The organism is Arthrobacter sp. sptzw42 (assembly GCF_059089685.1).
The window spans coordinates 1-21029 of record NZ_JBNHEX010000019.1 but is presented as its reverse complement, the minus strand read 5'-3'; the positions used below and the strand labels follow the sequence as shown (position 1 = coordinate 21029).

22 protein-coding genes and 1 pseudogene are annotated in these 21029 nt (G+C 64.0%); 9 read left to right on the top strand and 14 right to left on the bottom strand.

Annotated elements, in window-relative coordinates:
• Positions 1–542: 542 nt before the first annotated feature.
• Entirely contained in the window at positions 543–1589 is a 1047-nt protein-coding gene (locus AC5RT4_RS17220) for an aldo/keto reductase (RefSeq protein WP_494106556.1), read from the top strand.
• Positions 1590–1761: 172 nt separating this feature from the next.
• A pseudogene (locus AC5RT4_RS17215) lies at positions 1762–1941 on the top strand (DUF3040 domain-containing protein); the annotation flags it as partial.
• On the opposite strand, the gene AC5RT4_RS17210 reads toward AC5RT4_RS17215, so the two are convergent.
• The 4 genes from AC5RT4_RS17210 to AC5RT4_RS17195 form a co-directional block, all read right to left on the bottom strand.
• Complete coding sequence (locus tag AC5RT4_RS17210; RefSeq protein WP_494106555.1) at positions 1897–3009, bottom strand: DMT family transporter; 1113 nt, start codon at positions 3007–3009, stop codon at positions 1897–1899. The pseudogene AC5RT4_RS17215 and the gene AC5RT4_RS17210 sit on opposite strands and share 45 nt — an antisense overlap.
• On the bottom strand, positions 3006–3602 hold the full coding sequence (locus AC5RT4_RS17205; protein WP_494106554.1) for a TetR/AcrR family transcriptional regulator: 597 nt from the start codon (positions 3600–3602) through the stop codon (positions 3006–3008). The genes AC5RT4_RS17210 and AC5RT4_RS17205 overlap by 4 nt, the downstream gene beginning before the upstream one ends.
• A gap of 83 nt (positions 3603–3685) precedes the next feature.
• A complete protein-coding gene (locus AC5RT4_RS17200; RefSeq protein WP_494106553.1) occupies positions 3686–3955 on the bottom strand; it encodes a hypothetical protein in 270 nt (89 codons plus the stop codon).
• 47 nt (positions 3956–4002) lie between these two features.
• Positions 4003–4776 (bottom strand): SDR family NAD(P)-dependent oxidoreductase, encoded by a 774-nt coding sequence (locus AC5RT4_RS17195; RefSeq protein ID WP_494106552.1) that lies wholly within the window; start codon positions 4774–4776, stop codon positions 4003–4005.
• A 209-nt stretch (positions 4777–4985) separates the two neighbouring features.
• Between AC5RT4_RS17195 and AC5RT4_RS17190 the strand changes: the two genes are divergently transcribed.
• The 5 genes from AC5RT4_RS17190 (at position 4986) to AC5RT4_RS17170 (ending at position 9689) form a co-directional block, all read left to right on the top strand.
• Complete coding sequence (locus AC5RT4_RS17190; protein WP_494040491.1) at positions 4986–6323, top strand: MFS transporter; 1338 nt, start codon at positions 4986–4988, stop codon at positions 6321–6323.
• A 35-nt stretch (positions 6324–6358) separates the two neighbouring features.
• A complete protein-coding gene (locus AC5RT4_RS17185) occupies positions 6359–7255 on the top strand; it encodes a transketolase (protein WP_494106551.1) in 897 nt (298 codons plus the stop codon).
• On the top strand, positions 7252–8271 hold the full coding sequence (locus tag AC5RT4_RS17180) for a transketolase family protein (RefSeq protein WP_494106550.1): 1020 nt from the start codon (positions 7252–7254) through the stop codon (positions 8269–8271). Before AC5RT4_RS17185 ends, AC5RT4_RS17180 begins: the two co-directional genes overlap by 4 nt.
• Positions 8272–8391: 120 nt before the next feature.
• On the top strand, positions 8392–9051 hold the full coding sequence (locus AC5RT4_RS17175; protein WP_494040488.1) for a GntR family transcriptional regulator: 660 nt from the start codon (positions 8392–8394) through the stop codon (positions 9049–9051).
• 119 nt (positions 9052–9170) lie between these two features.
• Positions 9171–9689, top strand: coding sequence for a transferase (locus tag AC5RT4_RS17170; protein WP_494106549.1), 519 nt, complete (start codon positions 9171–9173; stop codon positions 9687–9689).
• Here AC5RT4_RS17170 and AC5RT4_RS17165 read toward each other — a convergent pair whose 3' ends face one another.
• The 10 genes from AC5RT4_RS17165 to AC5RT4_RS17120 all read right to left on the bottom strand — a co-directional run bounded on the left by AC5RT4_RS17165 (position 9690) and on the right by AC5RT4_RS17120 (position 18165).
• A complete protein-coding gene (locus AC5RT4_RS17165; RefSeq protein ID WP_494106548.1) occupies positions 9690–10796 on the bottom strand; it encodes a HoxN/HupN/NixA family nickel/cobalt transporter in 1107 nt (368 codons plus the stop codon).
• On the bottom strand, positions 10796–11626 hold the full coding sequence (locus AC5RT4_RS17160) for an urease accessory protein UreD (protein ID WP_494106563.1): 831 nt from the start codon (positions 11624–11626) through the stop codon (positions 10796–10798). Before AC5RT4_RS17160 ends, AC5RT4_RS17165 begins: the two co-directional genes overlap by 1 nt.
• Positions 11627–11769: 143 nt before the next feature.
• The gene (gene ureG / locus AC5RT4_RS17155; RefSeq protein WP_494040485.1) at positions 11770–12387 is read right to left on the bottom strand and encodes an urease accessory protein UreG; all 618 of its coding nucleotides are present in this window, start codon (positions 12385–12387) and stop codon (positions 11770–11772) included.
• Between the two features lie 29 nt (positions 12388–12416).
• Entirely contained in the window at positions 12417–13202 is a 786-nt protein-coding gene (locus AC5RT4_RS17150; RefSeq protein ID WP_494040484.1) for an urease accessory protein UreF, read from the bottom strand.
• Positions 13183–13662: an urease accessory protein UreE gene (gene ureE / locus AC5RT4_RS17145; protein WP_494106547.1), complete on the bottom strand. Its 480-nt coding sequence runs from the start codon at positions 13660–13662 to the stop codon at positions 13183–13185. The genes AC5RT4_RS17150 and ureE overlap by 20 nt, the downstream gene beginning before the upstream one ends.
• 32 nt (positions 13663–13694) lie before the next feature.
• Positions 13695–15455: an urease subunit alpha gene (ureC, locus tag AC5RT4_RS17140; protein WP_494040482.1), complete on the bottom strand. Its 1761-nt coding sequence runs from the start codon at positions 15453–15455 to the stop codon at positions 13695–13697.
• On the bottom strand, positions 15452–15820 hold the full coding sequence (locus AC5RT4_RS17135; RefSeq protein ID WP_494040481.1) for an urease subunit beta: 369 nt from the start codon (positions 15818–15820) through the stop codon (positions 15452–15454). The genes ureC and AC5RT4_RS17135 overlap by 4 nt, the downstream gene beginning before the upstream one ends.
• 11 nt (positions 15821–15831) lie before the next feature.
• Positions 15832–16134, bottom strand: coding sequence for an urease subunit gamma (locus tag AC5RT4_RS17130; protein WP_494040480.1), 303 nt, complete (start codon positions 16132–16134; stop codon positions 15832–15834).
• Between the two features lie 133 nt (positions 16135–16267).
• The gene (locus tag AC5RT4_RS17125) at positions 16268–16822 is read right to left on the bottom strand and encodes a cysteine hydrolase family protein (RefSeq protein WP_494106546.1); all 555 of its coding nucleotides are present in this window, start codon (positions 16820–16822) and stop codon (positions 16268–16270) included.
• A gap of 74 nt (positions 16823–16896) precedes the next feature.
• Positions 16897–18165, bottom strand: a complete 1269-nt coding sequence (locus AC5RT4_RS17120; RefSeq protein ID WP_494040478.1) for an FAD-binding protein — start codon at positions 18163–18165, stop codon at positions 16897–16899.
• 142 nt (positions 18166–18307) lie between these two features.
• Between AC5RT4_RS17120 and AC5RT4_RS17115 the strand changes: the two genes are divergently transcribed.
• Positions 18308–19324, top strand: coding sequence for a LacI family DNA-binding transcriptional regulator (locus AC5RT4_RS17115; protein ID WP_494040477.1), 1017 nt, complete (start codon positions 18308–18310; stop codon positions 19322–19324).
• Between the two features lie 275 nt (positions 19325–19599).
• Positions 19600–20940 carry an ABC transporter substrate-binding protein gene (locus AC5RT4_RS17110; protein ID WP_494040476.1) on the top strand — a complete coding sequence of 447 codons (1341 nt, stop codon included), beginning with the start codon at positions 19600–19602 and terminating at the stop codon, positions 20938–20940.
• Positions 20941–21029 lie beyond the last annotated feature (89 nt).

Genomic DNA, 21029 nt, shown 5'->3' with positions numbered 1-21029 from the left:
GCAGTCGTTTTCCGCAAGGAGCTTCTGGTCCTCCGGCCGCGCGTGTCCGTTTCCACATCATCGAGGATTACGGGCTTCATGGCTTCCAGGGACGTGAGGCACGGACCGTGTCCCAAAACCTGCTCGAGTTTGTCCAGCGCCATTGCCCGCGCGCTGCTGCCCGCAACAGTTGCACTTCGCTTCCGTTGCCGGAGCGTCACACCGCACTCAATGTGTGAATTGGCCGTCTCACCCAGTGTCGAAGCAGCCAGGATGAAAAGGTCGGCAAGGAAGCCACTGACGTTGGTGCTGCCGATAATCATGTCGTGCAGTTTGAGGAACTGCTCCTCATTACTGGGAGTGCCCATGCCTCAATATATGCGACGCCAGGCCAGCCGGTCGCTCCATATTTCGTCATACCGGCCCTCTGCGTTACCCCGGAAGTCGAAAAGAGAAGCCCCGAGGCGGGAACCCGCCGGTACCCGGCCAATCTGTGTAGCCTCGTGACGATCAAGGGCATGCATCGGAAGCAACATGCCGCAAAATATCGGAGGAGACCGGAGATGAGCCTCAGCGAATTGCGGGTGTTCGGGCGATCAGGCACCCCTATCAGCCCGCTGACCCTGGGCACCATGAACTTCGGGGAAGGACCGGGCGGGGCCCCCGGTGCCCCGACCGGTGCCGAGGAGAGCATCCGGATCATCCAATCGGCGGTGGACTCGGGCATCACCGCGATCGACACGGCCGATGTGTACTCCCAGGGCGAATCGGAACAGGTGGTGGGGCGTGCACTCCGGGGCCGCCGGGACGACGTCTTCCTGGCCACCAAGTTCCACGGCCAGATGAGCCCCAACCCTGCCCATGCCGGCAACTCCCGGCGGTGGATCACCCAGGCGGTGGAGGGCAGCCTTCGCCGCCTCCAGACTGACCGCATCGACCTGTACCAGGCGCACCGGCCGGACTACAACACCGACGTCCTCGAAACCATCACCACCCTCAACGACCTGATCCGGCAGGGGAAAATTCTTTACTACGGCACCTCCGTGTTCACGCCGGCGCAGCTGGTGGAGGCACAGTGGCTTGCCACCACCAACCACCTGATTCCGCCGCTCGGAAACCAGGTGCCGTACTCGATGCTGGTGCGGGCCAACGAACGCGACGTCTTCCCCATCGCCCAGCAGTACGCCCTCGGTGTCCTGGCGTACGGCCCGCTGGCAGGAGGCTGGTTGTCAGGCAGCTTCGTCCTGGAGTCCGGCAAGGCACCCACCCGGGTCCATTCCCTTCCCGGCCGCTACGACATCTCCGGCCCCTCCAGCGAGCGCAAGCTGCATGCAGCCGATGCCCTGGCACGGCTGGCGGACAAGCTGGAACTGTCGCTGGTGGACCTCTCGGTTGGTTTCGCCCTGTCCCATCCGGCCATCAGCAGCGTAATTATTGGACCGCGCAGCGAAGAGCACTTGGCGGCATACCTGAAGGCGGCCGAAGTCCGGCTGGGTGAGTCCGTACTGGATGCGATTGATGACGTTGTCCCGCCCGGCACCAACTTCGTGGAGCGGGACGCCGGCGCCATTGTGCCGTCACTTGAGTTCGCAGAATTACGACGGCGGTAGGACAGTGCTGCGCCTAAGTCCGGAACCTCGGCCAGCCGGGAGCTGTGCCAGTGGGGCTTTGGGGCCTCACCGCGGCGGCGGAGAATTGTGATCCAGGCCCGGGCTCTTGACGGAACAGGACAAGAATTCTACGGTCGTATCGATACTCCCGTATGAGACTCAAGGGCGTCCTATGCCAATGTCCGAGGAGGAGCGAAGGCTCCTCAAGGAGCTGGAGCTCGGGCTGATCGCCGACGATCCACACCTGGCGATGGAGCTGCTCTCCGGCTACCCCTCCCGCCAGTTCAGCGCCGGCTTCTACTACGGTTCAGGCGCTGGCCTGCTCGGCCTTGTGCTTTTCATCGCCGGCCTCAGCGGCCCGGAAATTGGCGTTGGCGTAACCGGCCTTCTGCTGATGGCTTTGGGCGCCTGCCTCGCGCTGCAGAAGCATACCTTCAGCCGTGGGCGGCGGCGCGGACAGCCGACGTAGCCCGGCCCTGTTGCTGTGCTGACTGCCCCGTGATGAAGAACGTGGAACCAGGAAGATCAGTCCCGCCAAGACAAGCCCCGCGCCAATCCAGGCCACTGCGGGCAACCGCTCCCCCACCACCAGCACAGCCAAGGCAGCTGCCACCACAGTTTCCAGCAGGGAAAGGCCTGTGGCGGTACTGGCATGCACCCGGGCCAGCCCCCAGCCGAACAGGACGTATCCGGCGAACATCGGGACGAGGGCCATGTAGGCCCCCACGCTGAAGTTGGACCAGGATTCCACCAGCGGACGGCCGGTGAAAACCAGGACGGGCATCAACAGCAGGCCGCCCGTTCCGAACATCGTTCCCATCGCGGCACGGGAGGAAACGCCCTGATTGATGAGTCGATGGGCGGCCCATGAGTAGAGTGCGTAAGTGATGCCGGCAACCAGGCCCAAGGCTATTCCGGCCAGGCCGGCCCAGGACTCCCCCGCCGGACCTGCGCCGCCGCCGTCGGGCCTGTGGCCGGCAAGCGACAACAGCACCGCACCTGCCACGCCAAGCAGCGCCCCGGCCAGCCAGCGGCGGGTGAGCGGCTTGTGGTCTGCAAGGCGTTCTATCACCGCTGCCGCCACCGGGGCCGAGCCGATGGAAACCACCGTCCCCACTGCCACGCCGGCAAGATGCATTGAGCTGTAGAAGGCCAGGGGATATACCGCCACTGCCGAGGCTCCGAGGGACACCAAAGGCCATTGCCCTCTTAAGCGGCCCCATTGGGCGCTGATAGGCCTGGCCGCGTACAGAGCCTGCAGCAACCCGCCAACTCCCATCGCCACCGCACCGATTGCCAGCGGACTGACCGCCGGCGCGAAGGTGGCCGCCGTTCCCGTGGTGCCCCAGAGTACCGATGCGGCCAGCACGAAAACAGCACCCCACAGCGGACCGGACAAGCGGCCGGTGGAAGCCGTCACAACTCGTCCAGCAACTGCGCGGCGATGGTGCGGGCCTCCACGAGCCGGGTCTCCCCACCTTCAAGTCCCGCACGGACCATGGCGCCTTCGAGCAGGAAGGCCAAGTGACGGGCAAGTTTCCCCTGGCGCTCTTCCTGTCCGGGGAGCAGCTCCGCCAGATGGGTTGCGAGGAGGCGTTCTACTTCTTCCTTGTGACGCTTCACCGAAAGGCGGCCCGGGCTCCCGGCCGGCAGTTCCGCCGCGGCGTTGAGCAGCCCGCACCCCCGGAATCCGTTCTCGTAGGCAAGGCGGGCATGATCGAGGTAGGCGTCAAAGGTGGCCAGCACGTGTTCCTTGGGCCCGGACGCTTTACCCAACCGTTTCCGGTAGAGGCCAAGCCATTCCTCGTGCCGGGTTTCCAGGTAGGCGGTTACCAGGTCCGACTTGGACGCGAAGTTGTTGTAGAGGCTCTTTTTAGCCACTCCTGCCTCGGCCGTGATGGTGTCGATGCCCGTGGCCCCCACACCGTGTGCATAGAAAAGCTTCGCCGCCGCCGCGAGCAACAGTTCGCGGGCAGATCTTCGGGTCGGCTCAGACACTGCTGACGGGGTCACGGCAATCCTTTGGCGGTAGTAGTAGGTAGACCAGTCTACCTACTACTACCATTCCTGCCAACCGTCCCTACAGGAATTCGCGCTTACCGCTTGGGACCGGACCCCGAGAGTTGGGCAAACGCCATCTTGAAACAGAGTTTCCCGCTGAGCTCCTGAGGCTGGATCCACACTTCAAAACCCTCGGCGGCCGCGTAGAGGGCCCTGCCTCCCCCGGCATCCGCCGCCAGCCACAAGGCTGAGGAATCAGCCATGGCATCATCCACGGTGCCGGCACGTACGATGCCAAAATCCCTGCGGATCTCCACCGGCGTTCCAATCAACCGGCTCCAGTCGTGGTAGCGATACGGCTTCATCCCGCTGCTCCGCTCCGTCCCTTCAGGCGCTTCCGCGGCCAAGCCCTTTAGTGGAGGTGGCTTCCGCCGTTGATGTCGATGGTGGTGCCGGTGAGGTAGGCCGAGTCCTCGGAGGACAGGAAGGTGATCACGGCTGCCACCTCTTCGGTGGTCGCGTTTCGGCCCAGCGGGATGCCGGCATTGATGGCGGCCTCCTGTTCCTCCGTGCTGCCCACGCGGATGTTGGTGTCGACTGCCCCTGGAGTGATGGCGTTGACGGTGACGCCGGTGGTGCCGAGTTCCCGCGCCAGGGCCTTGGTGAAGCCGAGGATTGCGGCCTTGGCGGCGGAGTAGGGGACCTTGCCGAACACGCCCCCGCCGCGCTGGGCGGAGACGGAGGACATGTTGACGATCCGGCCCCAGCCGTTGTCGATCATGGCCGGCAGGAAGGCCCTGGTTACCAGGTATGTGCCCGTGGCATTTACGTCCATGATCTTGTGCCACAGTTCCAGGGTGGTCTCCAGGAACGGCAGCGGCGACGTGATGCCGGCAATGTTGGCGAGGGCGCCGACCGGGGGCAGGTTGCCTGCCGCAACCTCGGCTGCCACCGCCGCGTGGGCTGTAGTGACGGAGGCTTCGTTGGCAACATCGATCTCGTGGCCGAAGGCGGGGACGTTGAACTCATTGCCGATCTCCGCGGCGACCTTGGCGGACCTCTCCCCGTCGAGGTCCAGGATGACCACAGCCCAGCCCTGGCGGGCGTAGCGGCGGGCGGTGGTGATGCCGATACCCCGGTCCGAGGTTGCCCCAGTGAGGACGGCGGTGCGCTGGATGGTGGTCATGATTGCTCCTTGGTGGTTTCGCACGACATCGGACTTCCGTCCCAGGTGCAGCAGTGATGGGACCACAATACGGAGCGCTCGTGTCAACAGTCAACCTTTAGAGTTGACTGTTGACAGTGGAAATGATCCCCGTCACACTTGAGGCGTAGCATCGTTAACAGTCGACAGCGGCAGGCTTGCATCAGTCGCTTTTCGGAAGGAAACCCACCATGAGCAACGAAGCTCTCAAAATGCGCGGCCATGTGCACGGCACTAAGGACGCAAAGCGTGTTGCAGTCGGCTCTGGCGTCGGCGCAGTCATCGAGACATACGACTTCATCGGCTTCGGCACAGCTGCGGCCCTGTACTTCGGTACAGCCTTCTTCCCCACTGGTGACCCCGTCACCGGGACACTGGCGGCCTTCGCAACCCTGGGTGTAGGCTTTGCCGCCCGTCCCCTGGGTGGCATTATTGGCGGCCATCTTGGCGACAAGGTGGGACGCAAGCCCGTCCTGGTGGCGTCGCTGATCCTCATGGGCGTGGCCACGTTCCTGATCGGCCTGCTTCCCACCTACGAGCAGGTTGGCCTGCTCGCCCCGGCGCTGCTGGTGTTCGTCCGCATTGTCCAGGGCCTGGCCTTCGGTGCCGAATGGGGTGGCGCCATCCTGATGAGCTACGAGCACGCGCCGTGGAAGTCCAAGGGCAAGTACACCGGCATCGTCCAGGCCGGCTTCCCGGTAGGCCTGCTGCTGGCCAACCTCGTCTTCCTCGTAAGCGTGAACCTCGGCGGCGAACTCGCCTGGCGTGTTCCCTTCCTGGCCAGCATCGTACTGGTGGCAGTGGGCCTGATCATCCGCTCCAAGGTTCCCGAGTCCCCCGTCTTCGATGAAGTCAGGGACAGCGGCGACATCGTCAAGTCCCCCATCGTTGAGGTCATCAAGACCGACTGGCGCAACATTGTGAAGGGCATCGGCCTGCGAGTTGCTGAAACTGCCGGCTACGCCGTGTCCATCACCTACATGATTTCCTACCTGCACACCGAGCAACTGGCGGACAAGACTGAAACCCTTGTAGCCCTCTGCATTGCATCCTTCATCGGCATCTTCGCCACCGCCGCCTGGGCCCGGCTGACGGACAGGATCGGGCGCCGCCCTGTGTACATCTGGTCCTGCGCCTTCGCCGTCCTGTTTGCAGTACCCATGTTCCTGATGGTCAATACCGGCCTGTTTATCGCTGTGATAGCGACCATCGCCATCTCTTACGCCGTCTGCCAGAACTCGCTCGCCGGTGCCCAGGGAGCCTGGTTCCCGGAACTCTTCCAGGCCAAGACCCGCGCTTCAGGCGCTTCCCTGGCCTACCAGATCTCCGCCATGGTTTCGGGCTTCACCCCGTTCGTCACCACTTTGTTGTTCGTTAGCTTCGGCTGGATGGGTCCCGCCCTGCTCTTCGGAACCTACGCAGCCATTGGACTCTGGGCCGCTGTCGCGACCCGCGAAACCTGGGGCAAGCGGGAGCGCCAGCTCGCAGACGAGATCACCAAAAGCACCCCCAACACGGTGAGCGTCTAGTGACCGTCATCCACGACACAACAACGGAGTCAGCAATGTCAGTAGAGAACGTCCAGGACCAGGCCACCGTGGGCCATGTGACGCGGGATCGAATCGCGCAAGTCAGTGCGGCCGCGTACCGGATCCGTCACCACGCCCTGAACATGGGTGAGGTGCAGGGACAGGGCTACGTAGGGCAGGCTTTGGGTGCGGCGGACATGCTCGCCACCGTCTACGGGGACCAGTTGAACTTCCGCGCTGAGGATCCGCATTGGGAGGCCCGCGACCGGTTCCTGCTCTCCACCGGCCACTACGCCATCGGCCACTACGCGGCCCTCGCCGAGGCCGGGATCGTCCCGGTCGAGGAACTGGAAACCTACGGCTCCGACGATTCCCGCCTGCCGATGTCCGGGATGTCCACCTACACCCCCGGCATGGAAATCTCCGGCGGCTCCCTGGGCCACGGCCTGACCATCGCCGTCGGCATGGCCCTGGGCCTGCGCTACCAGGGCTCCAACGCACGGGTCTTCAACTTCCTCTCCGACGGCGAACTCGACGAGGGCTCCACCTGGGAGGCCGCCATGGGCGCCCACCACCACCAGCTGGGCAACCTGACCGCGATGGTGGACATCAACGCCCTGCAGGCCGACGGCAAGACGGACACCGTACTCCGCACCGAACCGGTGACCGAAAAGTGGGAATCGTTCGGCTGGTACACCCAGCGGGTGGACGGCAACGACGTGGCCGCGCTGCTGGAAGCGTTCGACAACGCAGCCGCCCAGGCCGCCGCCGTCGGACGTCCTTCCGTGATCCTGTGCGACACCAAGGTGGGCCGCGGCGTCCCGCTGCTGGAGAACCGCGAAAAGGCGCACTTCATGCGCATCGAAGAGAACGAATGGCAGACCTGCCGCGAGCAACTCACCGCAGGCTACGAAGGAAAGGCTTCAGCATGAGCACCACCACCGAGGCCCCAGACACAACAACAGCCGCCAAGCCGAAGCTGAAGACATCGGCGATGATTGCCTCCTTCGCCGACCCCGACCAAAAGACAGCGCCCGCCCCGTTCGGGCACGCCCTGGTCAAGGCCGCCCAGGAGAACGACAAGATCGTCGGCCTGACGGCGGACCTGGGCAAGTACACGGACATGCACATCTTCGCCAAGGCTTTCCCGGAGCGGTTCTTCCAGATGGGCATGGCCGAACAGCTCCTCTTCGGCGCCGCCGCCGGCCTGGCCGAAACAGGGCTCGTACCGTTCGCCTCCACCTACTCAGTGTTCGCCGCCCGCCGCGCCTACGACTTCCTCTGCCTGGACGCCGCCGAGCCGAACCTGAACGTGAACATTGTCGGCGGCCTGCCGGGCCTGACCACCGGGTACGGCCCCAGCCACCAGGCAACCGAGGACATGGCGATCTTCCGCGGCATGCCCAACCTGACCATCGTGGACCCCTGCGACTCAATTGACATCGAGCAGGCCGTCCCGCAGCTGGCCGCAAGTAACGGGCCCACCTACCTGCGCCTGCTGCGCGGCAACGTCCCCACCGTCCTGGACGAGTACGACTACACGTTCGAACTCGGCAAGGCCAAGGTCCTCCGCGGCGGCAACGACGTCGTGTTCATCTCCTCGGGCCTGATGACCATGCGCGCCCTGCAGGCAGCAAAGGCCCTCGAAGCCCACAACGTGGACGTGGCCGTCGTCCACACCCCCACCATCAAGCCCTTCGACGCCGCTACCGTCCTCGCCGAAATCAACACAGACCGGCTCGCTGTCACACTCGAGAACCACTCCGTGGTGGGCGGCCTGTTCGAAACCGTCGCCTCCGCCGTCGTCACCGCAGGAGTAGGCAAGCGCGTGGTTCCCGTCGCGCTGCCGGACGAGTTCCTCGATGCCGGAGCACTGCCCACCCTCCATGACCGCTACGGCCTTGCTGTGGACCGCATCGTCGCCAGGGTCCTCGCCGAACTCGGCTAAGCGCGCCTTCAGAAACAGAAAGCACGGCACCGGTCCAGCCCGGGGCCGTGCTTTCTGCCGTACTATCGGAACTAAACCCGACTGTAAACAGTCGACTTACAACACTGAAGGACAGACGCGATGGCCGGACTGACAGCTCCCCTGCTGGGACTGCAAAAGAAAAGCCTGCGCGAGCAGGCGCTTTCGGCACTGAGGACCGCCATCACGAGCGGTGAACTTGCGCCCGGGCGGCACCTGGTGGAAACCGAACTGTCTGACATGCTGCAAATCAGCCGGGGAACCCTGCGTGAAGCGCTGCGCCAGCTCGAACAGGAAGGCCTGCTCTCCGCCGGGCCACGCGGCAGGCTGTCTGTCCGGCACCTGGATGAAAAGGAAATCCGGGACATCTTCGCCGTCCGGGCCGCCCTTGAATCCCTTGCCGCGCGCACCCTTTGCGAACTTCCTGACCGCGCCCATGCCATCGAAGCGCTCCACAAAACCATCGACGTGATGGAGGCCGCCCAGGACGCGTCACTGGAAGAGCGGATCGAATCCGATATGGAGTTCCACCGGACGCTGTGCCGCCTGACCGGCAACGAGACGCTGCTTCACTCCTGGCAGTCCCTGGAAGGTTCCATCCGGATGTCCATCATGTTCGGCGGCCTGGAAAAGGGCGTCAAAAACATGAGCGTGGACCGCCACCGCGACATCGTGGCAGCCATCGAAACAGGCGACGCCTCGCTCGCCCGGAACACCATCCGTGCCCACATGGACTCGGCCGCAGCCAACCTCGTCGCTTAGCGGCAGCTTTCCGGCTGATTTGCCGGCCCCTCCCATGCGCAGTCCCGCCGGGAATCACTTTGAGTTCCGGACCGTTAACTGACTGTGCGGTAAGTTACCGCGCGTAAACGAGGGATGTAATGAACGCGAAGTATGTCTCAGTTGAAGACGACGCCGGAAAGGTCACCCGATATGCCCGCCACGCCAACGGTGGAGGCCTGACCGCCCCCGGTGCAACAGTGGCCGAAAGCGCGCGCATCGGACCGATGACCTACGTGGAGTACGGTGCCCGGATCGGCTCGGGCTGCCGGATTGGCCACGGCAGCTGGATCGACCGCGATGCCACCATCGGCGACCGTTCCGTTATTGGTGACGGTGTGCGGATTGGCCGCGGAACGGTGATCGGAAACCGGGCGCATATCGGCAGCCACTCGCGGATTGGAGCCGGCGTCCTTATCGAGCACGGGGTCCACTTGCACGCTGACAGTGCAGTCCCCGACGGCGGCCATGTTGCCCTGCGATCCCCGGCACGGGTTTCCGAGCAGGCAAAGGCAGCCGCCTCCGCGAAGGCCCCGGCTGCGAAGGCTCCGGCTTCCAAGGCCCCGACGGGAGGGAAGGGCCGCCCGCACCGGAAGATGATGGGGCGGATGGCCGCCTGATTAGTGCTGTTGTTTTGAGCCCCCCTGTGCCCGTCCCTTAAACGCTTCCCCGGCCCAGACCGCCAGCAGCAGTCCTGCCAGCAACAGGCCGGCGTCGCCCAGATCGACGGATCCCAGCCACAGGGTCAAGGGATCCTCAAGCGCGAAGGCGGCGTTGAAGAAGCCGCCGAGTGTGATCACGGCGATGAACAACGCGGACACCGCCGATATCCCGGTCACCAGGGCGTTGAAGCCCAGTTTCCGCTGCGGGTCTTCCAGCGCCGAGCGGTACATCCGCATCATGGCTACGCCGTTGACTGAGTCGCACAGGGTCATGGCTGCGGTGAATGCCAGCGGCAGCGCCAGCAGGGCGAAGGGCGGTACCCCGGCCAGGGAGGCCGCCGTCGTCATCATGAGCAGGCCGATGGTAGTCGCCGTGTCAAAGCCCAGTCCGAACAGGAAACCGATGACGTAGATGTTCCGCGGCTGCCGCACCCTGGACAGCGGCCGGGCGAGCAGCCGCGCCATAAGCCCCTTCGGTTCAAGGTCCCCGGGGTCGATTGCCGCGCCGGCCCGGGCCCGGCGGTAGGCCTGGGCCGACCGGGCGAAGGCGGAGCCGTTGAAGAGACCCATCGCCAACAGGAACAACCCGGAAACGCCGCTGCCGATCAGCCCGAGCACCTGGTTTCCGGCGGACCCGTCCTGCATGAACTCCCCCACGACGGCTGCGCCGGCGATAACAAGCATGCCTGCCAGAGTTACCACGGAGCTGTGTCCCAGGCTGAAGGCGAAGCCGACACTGACCGGATCCTGGCGGCTGGCGACAAACTTGCGGGTGGAGTTGTCGATGGCTGCCAGGTGGTCCCAGTCGTAGCTGTGTTTCACGCCCGCCAGGTATGCAGTCAGGACCAGGCCCCACGAAAGGGCTTGCACCCCGGCCTCCCCCGGGGTACCGGCGGTGCCGCGGGTTCCTACGCCGCCTGCGGTGCCCATGTTGCCAGCGAGGAGCAGTACGACGGCGGCTGCGTGCAACGCGGCCACCGCACCAAACAAGCACAGCAGGCGGGTCCGCAGCGGCAATGTTTCCCGGTAGCGGTAAAGGCTGGTGATGTTCGTGAGGGCTGTCATCAGTGCTTCCTGAGGTTCAGTGGTTCCTGTCCGTACCACCGTTTCCGGAGGAGGGCGGTGCAGGCGCCAAGGAGCTGGTTCAGTTCGCCCGTGCTGTTGGACAGCGAGCGGAGTACCAGCCCGGTTGTTCCAGCTACGCTTCCGGTCAGCGAGATTCCAGTAAGTGCTTCGTGTTCCGACGCGGCGCCGTGCAGCTCATCAGCGAGCGCCTGGTCTACGCGCGGGTCCACCACGATCAGGGAACCGAGGTGGCTTAAGCCTTCCATGAAACCCAGGCCGGTGACATTTCCCGTCGGCGGCCGGATGAGCAGGTTGTCCAGCGCCAGCAGCTGGTTGCCTTCTTCCGTCTCAACCAGGAGTTCGTTCCGCAGGCGCAGTTCCTCGTACTGGAACGTGGCTCCGTCGGGTGACCAGCCGGGCGTCACCACTTCCGCCATCACCAGCGACGACGACGGCCGCACCGTTACCAGCGTCCGTTGCCGGTAGCTCGCCTCCCGATAGGCGATGAGCTGGTCAGGTACCAGCTCCAGCCGGGCCCGCTCCCTCAGCCGGACAACCAGTCGCTGCTCAGCAAAAGAGCCGGGAGTTTTGTACACCTTCGTCGCAGACTGCGTGGTGAGCAGGAGATCAGCGCCGTCCCCAACTTCAACATCGAGGAGAAAAAGATCAGCCCCAAGATAAGCCCCGCCTGGATTTACGATGACATAACAAACCTGTCCGGAGTCATCGAGATAATGGGGCCTGAGTATCCGAAGAGCGCCCCGATGATATTGATGCAAAGCGACCGACCGACCGCCTCGCTGCTCAATACTTATGGCGAGCTCCCCCATAGGTGACGAAGGCACTGAGGTGGCGAGGCCGGATTTTGGGGCCGCGGCGTGGTGGGCCGGGCATGGCCCAAAGTCCGGCGAAGCCGCCCAACCCAGCCCGGCACCCGGTGAAGCGGCCGGACCCAAGTGGGCCGCCGTCGTACTCACGAAGCCAGATCGAGCATCAGGACATCCCGCCGAACCCATTCGATGACTGCGTCCAGTCCGTCATCTGTTTTGAGGTTGGTGAAGCAGAACGGCTTGGTCCCGCGGAATTCCTTGGAGTCGCGTTCCATGACGGCGAGATCAGCTCCCACGTGCGGTGCAAGGTCGGTTTTGTTGATGATGAAGAGGTCGGATTTGATCATGCCCTGGCCGGCTTTGCGGGGGATTTTTTCGCCTTGGGCGACGTCGATGATGTAGATGGAGAAGTCGACGAGTTCGGGGCTGAAGGTTGCGGACAGGTTGTCTCCGCCGGATTCGACGAAGATCACCTGCAGGCCGGGGTGCCTGGCTTTGAGTTCCTCGATGGCGGCGGTGTTCATGGAGGTGTCTTCGCGGATGGCGGTGTGCGGGCAACCGCCGGTTTCGACGCCGATGATCCGGTCCTCGGGGAGGATGCCGTTGGCGGCGAGGATTTTGGCGTCCTCGATGGTGTAGATGTCGTTGGTGATGGCGGCCATGGAGATCCCACCGCTCATGTGCCGGGTGAGCCGCTCCACGAGTTGGGTTTTGCCGGCACCGACTGGTCCGCCGATGCCGATTTTGATGGGTTCCGTCATGCTGTCCTCCTTTGATTTTCCAAGCACTGTCAGCTCATGAACATCCGGGCACGTTGTCGTTCGTGCCGCATTTGCGAAATTTCCAGTCCGGGGCTGACCGCCCCGAAGTCGTCCGGCACCAGGTGCGGGATCCTTTCGACGGCGGCAGCAACGTCGTCGGCCGCGCGCCGTAGCAGCCGCTGGCCGGCGCTTTGGCCCAGCGGGATGGCGCGGACGGCGTTTTGCGTCAGCGAGGTCACGGCGGCGAAAAGGTAGGCGGCCAGCGCCTCCTGCAGGGGCACCCCCAGCGACCGTGCGACGACGGCGAACGCCAGCGGCTGGTGCCCGGCGGCACGGCCGGTGGTCACCAGGTGCCGGTACAGTTCCAACCCGGCCGAGGGAAACACCTCGGCCCCAATCTCAAGCAGCCGGGAGCCCATCTTGACGCTCGCCTCCCGAACCTGCCGCGGCAAAAGCGAAGCGGTAAGCAAGGAATCCAGCTCCCCAACATCAACCCCCTCATAAAAGAACCGAACGGCCAACCCGTCGGAGTAGGTCAGCGGCTGCGAGACAAAAACGGACAACCACTCCCCAAACGACCCCTCATCAAAAACGAGCCCACCATCGATATACGCCTCAAAGCCAAAAGAGTGAGCAAAAGCCCCAGTAGGAAGCGCGGAGTCAACCAACTGCTGAAGGGCCAACTGATAGCGGCTGACGCTGGCGGTGGCGGGTGAAGGGGGCTGCGGCGTGGTGGGCACCGCGAAGCGGGCACAGCCCCCTTCACCCGCCGCCGCTTCCAAGGTGACGCTGGTACTAGTGGCTGTGTTCAGCATGGCGGAAAGGCACAGGCATGACGCGTTCCTGGCGGGTGTAGGGCACGGCGGCGTGGGTGAGGTAGTCCTCGACGGTGTGGTCGTAAGCGCACACCATGACGTCGGCCCCGTACTCGGAAGACGAGTCGAAGAACTGTGCCTGCAGGTGCCGGTTGCCGAGGGAGTGCGCCGCCACGCCCATCTCATATACCGAGCGGGGCGCGATCACCAGGACATCGGTGGGCAGCACGGATACCACGATCATGTTGGACTCTTCCGCGTGCAGGATATCGCCGTCGCGCAGGTCGCCGGAGCCGGAGGGCAGCCGGATGCCGATCTCCTTGCCGTGGTCGGTGGTGGCCCGCTGGATGCGCTTGACCAGCTGCGCGCTGGGCAGCACCACTTTCTCCTGGTGCAGGCTGGCGTAGGCCTGCGGGTCCGGAAGTTCGTGCAGGTTGCCGAGGACTTTTTCGATGATCACGTGGTGCTCCGGGGGTTGTCAGGGCGGGGCGGTCAGAAGAGGAAGTAGCGCTGGGCCATGGGCAGCACATCGGAGGGCTCACACGTCACGTCCTCGCCGTCGACCGTTACCTGGTAGGTTTCGGGATCCACCTGGATGTCCGGGGTGGCGTCGTTGTACTTCAGGTCCGCCTTGGTCAGCGTCCGGATTCCGGAAACTGGCCTGATGACCTTTTCCAGCCCCAGCTCGTGGGGCACGCCGGCGTCGACCGCTGCCTGGGAGAGGAAAGTGATGGAGCACTGCTGCACAGCCTTGCCGAACGCGCCGAACATCGGGCGCATGGTGCGCGGCTGCGGGGTGGGGATGGAGGCGTTCGCGTCGCCCATCAGGGCATAGGCGATTTGCCCGCCCTTGATCACGAGCTCGGGTTTCACCCCAAAGAACGCAGGGTCCCACAGGACAAGGTCGGCGAACTTGCCCACCTCCACGGAACCAACGGAATCCGCGATGCCCTGCGCGATAGCCGGGTTAATCGTGTACTTGGCCACGTAGCGCTTGATCCGGAAGTTGTCGCTGCCCTCGCCGGAGCCGACGGCTGAAGCATGGGAACCGCCGTCGGGATCCTGCAATCCCCCCCGCTGCTTCTTCATCTTGTCCGCCACCTGCCAGGTGCGGGTGATCACCTCGCCCACCCGTCCCATCGCCTGCGAGTCGGAGGAGGTGATGGAGAAGATGCCCATGTCCTGCAGGACGTCCTCGGCCGCGATGGTTTCGGCCCGGATCCGGGAATCCGCGAACGCCACGTCCTCGGGAATGTCCGGGTTGAGGTGATGGCACACCATCAGCATGTCCAGGTGCTCTTCGATGGTGTTGCGGGTGTACGGAAGGGTGGGGTTGGTGGATGCCGGCAGGACGTTGGGCATCCCGGCAATCCTGATGATGTCCGGAGCGTGCCCGCCACCGGCTCCCTCGGTGTGGAAGGTGTGGATGACGCGTCCGTTGATGGCGCGGACGGTGTCCTCCACGAAGCCGCACTCGTTCAGGGTGTCCGTGTGGATGGCCACCTGCACGTCGTATTCGTCAGCCACCGTCAGGGAGGTGTCGATCGAGGAGGTGGTGGACCCCCAGTCCTCATGGACTTTCAGCCCGATGGCGCCGGCGCGGATCTGTTCCGCGAGGGGTTCCACGGCCGACGCGTGTCCCTTGCCGAACAGGCCGATATTCATGGGAAAGCCTTCGGCCGCCTGCAGCATGCGCTGGATGTGCCATTTTCCGGGAGTTACGGTGGTGGCCTTGGTGCCTTCGGCCGGGCCGGTGCCGCCGCCGATCATGGTGGTGATGCCGCTGGTCAGTGCCGTAGGGATCTGGTCCGGGGAGATGAAGTGGATGTGGGTGTCCACTCCCCCAGCGGTGAGGATCTTGCGCTCGCCGGCAATGATTTCAGTGCTCGCTCCGATCACGATGTCCACGCCGTCGGTGATCTGGGGGTTGCCCGCCTTGCCGATCCTAAGGATGTGGCCGTCCTTGAGGGCGATGTCGGCCTTGTATATGCCGGTGTAGTCCAGGATCACGGCGTTGGTGATGACGGTGTCGGGAACTCCGTCACCGGAACCAGCACCGTCCCGCGTCATTTGGCCGTTCTGTCCCATGCCGTCGCGGATCACCTTGCCGCCGCCGAAGACCACCTCCTCGCCATACACAGTGAGGTCGCGTTCAATTTCGAGGAACAGATCCGTATCTGCAAGCCGGATGGCGTCACCGGTAGTGGGTCCGTAAAGGTCGGCGTACTGCCGGCGGGGAATCTCGAAACTCACTGCTGGTCCCCTTCCACTGCGGCACCTGGGCGGGGCGGCCCCTCAAGGTGCGTCCCGCCGTCGAGCTTTCCGTTCACGGCGTTGCTGAGTCCGTACACTTCCCGGGTGCCGGCGAGTTCTATCAGCCGCACGTTGCGGGAATCCCCCGGTTCGAAGCGGGCGGCAGTTCCGGCAGGGATGTCCAGGCGCTTGCCATAAGCGGCTCCCCTGTCGAAAATGAGGGCAGCATTGGCCTCGGCAAAATGGAAATGCGAGCCCACCTGCACGGGACGGTCGCCAGTGTTAACCACGACGACGTCAATCGCCTCCCGCCCTGCGTTCGCCGTCACCGGCTCCGGCCGAAGGACGTACTCTCCTGGGATCATGGCCTGCCCCTTCAGCGGATGGGATCGTGGACGGTGACGAGCTTGGTGCCGTCCGGGAAGGTCGCTTCGATCTGCACGTCGTGGATCATTTCCGGCACGCCTTCCATAACGTCGTCGCGCCTCAGCAAGGAAGTGCCGTAACTCATGAGGTCTGACACCGTGCGGCCGTCCCGTGCGCCCTCGATCAGTTCGTAGCTGATGATCGCCACGGCCTCGGGGTAGTTGAGCTTGAGCCCGCGGCTCTGGCGGCGCCGGGCGAGATCGGCGGCCACCACAATCAGCAGCTTTTCCTGCTCACGTGGCATCAGATGCATGAGGGTCCCTTCGGCGGCCAGCGGACGGCGTGGGACCCACAGTAGGTGGCGGACGTTTCCGCCACGTTTCAGTCTTGTTATGAGCGGCTCTCCCTTAGACGGCGGCACTTCGGGGGTGCCGCCGTCGGCCACACTAAATGGAGCGCAACCTCTCCAGGATCTCGTCACTGGACTGGACAGGCTGGCGGTAACTGGTGGACAGGATGCGCAGCATGTCGGCGGCATCCTGGTTGTCTTCCGAGGCCATGGCGTCCTTCGCGTAGGTGACCCGGATGTTGTGGGCGAAGGCGTCTGCGCCGGTCTGGGCGATGCAGTTGTGCGTGGAGACTCCGGCCAGCACCACCTCATCGGCGCCCCAGTTGCGGAGCCGCGAAAGCAGGTTGGTACCCACGAAGGCGCTGTCCCGCGTCTTGTTCAGCTGGGGCAGGCCGTCGATGGCCAGGCCGGGCACAGCCCGCGTCTGCTCACTGCCGCGGAAGATAAAACCCTGGTCGTCATCGAGCATGTTCAGCGTCCACGTGGATTTGTCCCGCTCGTGCTCGGTGCCGATCATCAACGCCTTGTGCCCGCTGGCCTTGAAAGCTTCGAGCAGCCTGTTGCAGGACTTGACCAGCTGCTCCTGTTGCTCTGCCAGCTCCGGCGCCTCGAAGTACGCGTTCTGCATGTCAATGACAAGAAGTGCAATCATGTGGCACCCTTCCTCTTTGAGTCCTGCAGGAAAGGTACCCTCGGTCCGGCCAGGCGAAACCTGGCGCGCCCACCTTAGGCTGCCCCGAAGACTTTTCGGTCAAGGAAGGCGTTGCGGAACTTGCCTTCAGGGTCCAGGCGCCGCGCGAGAGCCCGGAAATCGTCAAACCTGGGATACAGCGGTGCAAGCTGTTCGGCATCCGCCGCAAACAGCTTGCCCCAGTGCGGGCGCATGCCGAGTGGCGCGAGCGCGCCCTCAAGTTCGGGCAGCAGCGCCTCGACCTCCATCTGAAGCGGCTTCCACGTGAAGTGGAGGCCGATTCCGGCGCGCTGGTAGTTGTTGCTAAGCCACAGCTCATCAGCTGCCATTGACCGCACCTCGGAGACTTGCAGCAAAGGGGTGATTTTCGGCGCAAGCTCCCGCATGCGCCGGATGGCCTCGGTGGCGTGTTCCTGGCCGATGAGGTATTCCGTCTGGAGCTCCTGTCCGCTGCTGGGCGTAAAGGCGAGGCGGAAGTGTGCAAGACGGTCGGACCATGGCCCGGGAATGCCCAGCTGCTGGGTGCAGTGGTCAGCGGCCACACCTGGCACCGGATGATAGGCCCGGGCCGCGGGCACGCCGCCGTAGAAACTCATAGGCACCGCAGCGCCGTCCATCCTGCTCTTGAGCCACACTTGGCCGATGGCCTCCCCGGCCCAGTCTGTGAACAAGCTAACGCTGTAGGCGGATGACGTCGCTGCGTTGTAGTCCGCGAGGACGGCGTCCCAGGGCACATCCCTGAAGACGTCCTGGCGCACGTCGAATGACGGTTCTATTTTCAGCGTTACGCGGTGGATGACGCCGAGGGCGCCCAGTCCCACGACCATGCCCTCGAAGTCCGGGTCGCCCTGGTTCACAACCAGGACATCGCCAGAGGCAGTAACCAGCTCCAGCGCGACAACAGCGGTGGCGAGGTTGCCGTTCCTGTTCCCGGAACCGTGGGTTGCAGTCGCGATAGCGCCGCCGATCGAGATGTGGGGCAGGGATGCGAGGTTGTGGAGGGCGAAGCCTTGGCGTTGCAGGTACCCGGCGAGGACTCCGTACCGGACCCCCGCGCAAACTGTAACCGTCAGCGCAGCCTCGTCCACCTCAATGCCCGGATCGAGGACATCTAGGGACACCAGGGTTCCCGAGGTGTCCGCGATGTCATTGAACGAGTGCCGTGACCCAAGGGCGCTTACGCGGCTGGCCCGCGCCACCGCACGCTGAAGGTCGGGGAGTGATCTGGGATGCTCCATTGACCGGGCCTGAAACTCATAGTTACCTGCCCAGTTGAGCCTGTCCCGTACCTGTTCCTCGATCATGGTCGTCCTTGTCTGGCCGGTGTCGCGACGTAGGGTGAAGGGGCCGGTGCCAACTGGAAGCGGCCCGGGCAACCCTACAACGTTGTAGACTTTCTACCATACGTGACGTACAGGGCATCACGTCAGGATCTCAGGGAGCGGCATGGCGGCCACACTAAAGGACGTTGCACTGGCGGCGGGCGTGTCTATCAAAACGGTCTCTAATGTCATCAACGACTACCCGCACATCCGCACAGACACCAAAAAGCGGGTCATGGAGGCTATCGCCGAGCTTGGCTACAGCCCCAACATGTCCGCGCGAAGCCTGCGTTCCGGCAGGACCGGCGTGATCGGACTCGCTGTCCCCGAGCTTTCCCTGAGCTACTTCGCCGAACTGGCGGATTCAGTCATCAAGGCCGCTGCGCGCCGGGGCCTCAAAGTCCTCATCGAGCAGACCGACGGGGACCGCGCCCACGAACTCGAGATCCTCTCCAGCCCACGGCTCCAAATGACTGACGGACTGCTGTTCAGCCCCTTGGGCATGTCAAACGAGGACGCCCCGTACCTCAACGTCAATTTTCCGCTCGTGCTCCTCGGTGAACGCATATTCGGTGGTCCAACCGACCACGTGACCATGAGCAATGTGGAGTCAGCGCGTGCCGCCACGGCACACCTGCTGTCGAAAGGCCGCCGGCGCATCGCCGTAGTCGGCGCGCACGAGGGTGAGGTCATCGGCTCCGCTGGACTCCGCCTGCGGGGCTACCAGCAGGCGCTCGAAGAAGCCGGCATCCCGTTCGATCCGGAACTGGTGGCATACACCACCTTCTGGCACCGCTCCAACGGAGCGACATCAATGCGGGAACTGCTCGCAACTAACGTTGAGTTCGATGCTGTGTTCGGTTTGAACGATACTTTGGCGCTCGGAGCGATGCGCGTGCTCCAGGAAGCAGGCCGGCGGATACCCGACGACGTCGCTGTAATCGGTTTCGACGATCTGGACGAGGGCAGGTATTCGCTGCCCACCCTGTCAACGATCGATCCCGGCAGGGACGAAATTGCCGACACCGCGGTGCGTGTCCTGCAGGAACGGATCTCGGGGCTTGAAGTCGGCGCGCCGCCGCGTGAGTACGAAGCACGGTTCCAGGTCATTGAGCGTGAATCTTCAGCATTGCCCGCCTGACTGCACTCTAGAGAAAGTTTCAGCCCCAGCTGCTTGACAGTGACGGGACTCACTAGGCATGATTCTTCTACAACGTTTACCTACAACGATGTAAAGAACGGCGCCGGCACCTGCGGCATCCCTCGCCAGAGGTTGTCCAGCAGGAGGACGGGCCCGGATCAAGGAAGATTCAGTGGCACAGCACTGGTGTCCGGCGATCTTCCTTCCTGAAGCACCCGGACCGGCCGCCCACGGGCGACCACGGTGGAATGCCACCGCGAGAGGAAGCAAGAGATATGAAAGCCAAGTTCCTGGCATCGGTTGGCATCGTCGCCGCCACTGCTGCAGCACTGACCGGCTGCTCCGGCGGAAGCGCAGGCGGTTCCGAAGCTGCGTCATGCACCAACACCATTGTTAATGCGGAGGCCCCGCAGGTAACTGTTTGGGCCTGGTACCCTGCGTTCAACGAGGTTGTCGACAACTTCAACAAGACCAACAACGATGTGCAGATTTGCTGGACCAACGCGGGCCAGGGCAACGATGAGTACACCAAATTTTCGACCTCGATCGAGTCCGGCTCAGGCGCACCCGATGTGATCCAGCTCGAGTCGGAAGTCCTTTCCAGCTTTACCATCCGCGATGCACTTGTGGACCTCACCGAATTCGGTGCCAACGACGTCAAGGATCAGTACGCCGAGGGCGCCTGGGAAGACGCCTCGAGCGGGGATGCCGTGTATGCCATTCCCGTCGACGGCGGCCCCATGGGAATGCTCTACCGTCAGGACATCTTTGAAGCAGCGGGCATGCAGGTGCCGACAACCTGGGCAGAGTTCGAGGCCGCCGCCCAAAAGTTGAAGGAGTCCGGCAACGGTGCTGTCATGGCCGACTTCCCCACCAACGGGCGTGCATTCAACCAGGCCCTGTTCGCCCAGGCCGGTTCCGTGCCGTTCGAATACGACTCCGCCAACCCACAGGAAATAGGAATCAAGGTCAATGACCAAGGCGCCAAGGACGTCCTGAAGTACTGGGAAGGACTGGTCAAGAAGGGGCTGGTTGCCACCGACGACGCCTTCACCGCGGACTACAACACCAAGCTCGTCGACGGCTCATACGCCGTCTACCTCGCCGCTGCCTGGGGCCCTGGCTACCTGCAGGGCCTGTCCGACGCCGACCCGAACGCAGTCTGGCGCGCTGCCCCGCTGCCGCAGTGGGACGCAGCAAATCCCGTCCAAGTCAACTGGGGTGGTTCCACCTTTGCCGTGACTAAGCAGGCCAAAGACAAGAAACTGGCAGCGAAGGTTGCCATGGGCATCTTCGGGAACAAAGAAGGCATGAACCTGGGCGTTGACAAGGGAGCTTTGTTCCCCTCATACTCGCCCGTCCTTGATTCCGAGGAGTTCGCCAACAAGGAATACCCGTTCTTCGGCGGGCAGCAGATCAACAAGGACGTTTTCCTGAAGGCAGCTGCGGGCTATGAGGGCGCAACCTTCAGCCCGTTCCAGAACTACGCCTACGACCAGTTGACGGTGCAGCTCTACTCGATGGTCCAGGGCGAGAAGGACGCGGGCAAGGCCCTCGATGATCTCCAGGCATCCCTCGAGCAGTACGCGACCGAGCAGGGCTTCACCCTGAAGTAACCGCCGGGGGGGGGGGGGGGGGCGCCTGGTGGGGGAACGCCCATCCCACCCCCCCCAACGAACCCCCCCCCCCCCCCCCCCCCCCTCCC

Excerpts from the sequence above, each read along its gene's own strand:
- AC5RT4_RS17200 (WP_494106553.1), bottom strand. The coding sequence starts at position 3,955 with ATGAAGCCGTATCGCTACCACGACTGGAGCCGGTTGATTGGAACGCCG.
- AC5RT4_RS17125 (WP_494106546.1), bottom strand. The coding sequence starts at position 16,822 with ATGATTGCACTTCTTGTCATTGACATGCAGAACGCGTACTTCGAGGCG.
- AC5RT4_RS17150 (WP_494040484.1), bottom strand. The coding sequence starts at position 13,202 with ATGCTGAACACAGCCACTAGTACCAGCGTCACCTTGGAAGCGGCGGCG.
- AC5RT4_RS17195 (WP_494106552.1), bottom strand. The coding sequence starts at position 4,776 with ATGACCACCATCCAGCGCACCGCCGTCCTCACTGGGGCAACCTCGGAC.
- AC5RT4_RS17110 (WP_494040476.1), top strand. The coding sequence starts at position 19,600 with ATGAAAGCCAAGTTCCTGGCATCGGTTGGCATCGTCGCCGCCACTGCT.
- AC5RT4_RS17220 (WP_494106556.1), top strand. The coding sequence starts at position 543 with ATGAGCCTCAGCGAATTGCGGGTGTTCGGGCGATCAGGCACCCCTATC.
- AC5RT4_RS17175 (WP_494040488.1), top strand. The coding sequence starts at position 8,392 with ATGGCCGGACTGACAGCTCCCCTGCTGGGACTGCAAAAGAAAAGCCTG.
- AC5RT4_RS17185 (WP_494106551.1), top strand. The coding sequence starts at position 6,359 with ATGTCAGTAGAGAACGTCCAGGACCAGGCCACCGTGGGCCATGTGACG.
- AC5RT4_RS17160 (WP_494106563.1), bottom strand. The coding sequence starts at position 11,626 with ATGGGGGAGCTCGCCATAAGTATTGAGCAGCGAGGCGGTCGGTCGGTC.
- AC5RT4_RS17130 (WP_494040480.1), bottom strand. The coding sequence starts at position 16,134 with ATGCATCTGATGCCACGTGAGCAGGAAAAGCTGCTGATTGTGGTGGCC.
- AC5RT4_RS17115 (WP_494040477.1), top strand. The coding sequence starts at position 18,308 with ATGGCGGCCACACTAAAGGACGTTGCACTGGCGGCGGGCGTGTCTATC.
- AC5RT4_RS17135 (WP_494040481.1), bottom strand. The coding sequence starts at position 15,820 with ATGATCCCAGGAGAGTACGTCCTTCGGCCGGAGCCGGTGACGGCGAAC.
- AC5RT4_RS17190 (WP_494040491.1), top strand. The coding sequence starts at position 4,986 with ATGAGCAACGAAGCTCTCAAAATGCGCGGCCATGTGCACGGCACTAAG.
- ureG (WP_494040485.1), bottom strand. The coding sequence starts at position 12,387 with ATGACGGAACCCATCAAAATCGGCATCGGCGGACCAGTCGGTGCCGGC.
- AC5RT4_RS17120 (WP_494040478.1), bottom strand. The coding sequence starts at position 18,165 with ATGATCGAGGAACAGGTACGGGACAGGCTCAACTGGGCAGGTAACTAT.
- AC5RT4_RS17180 (WP_494106550.1), top strand. The coding sequence starts at position 7,252 with ATGAGCACCACCACCGAGGCCCCAGACACAACAACAGCCGCCAAGCCG.
- AC5RT4_RS17165 (WP_494106548.1), bottom strand. The coding sequence starts at position 10,796 with ATGACAGCCCTCACGAACATCACCAGCCTTTACCGCTACCGGGAAACA.
- AC5RT4_RS17170 (WP_494106549.1), top strand. The coding sequence starts at position 9,171 with ATGAACGCGAAGTATGTCTCAGTTGAAGACGACGCCGGAAAGGTCACC.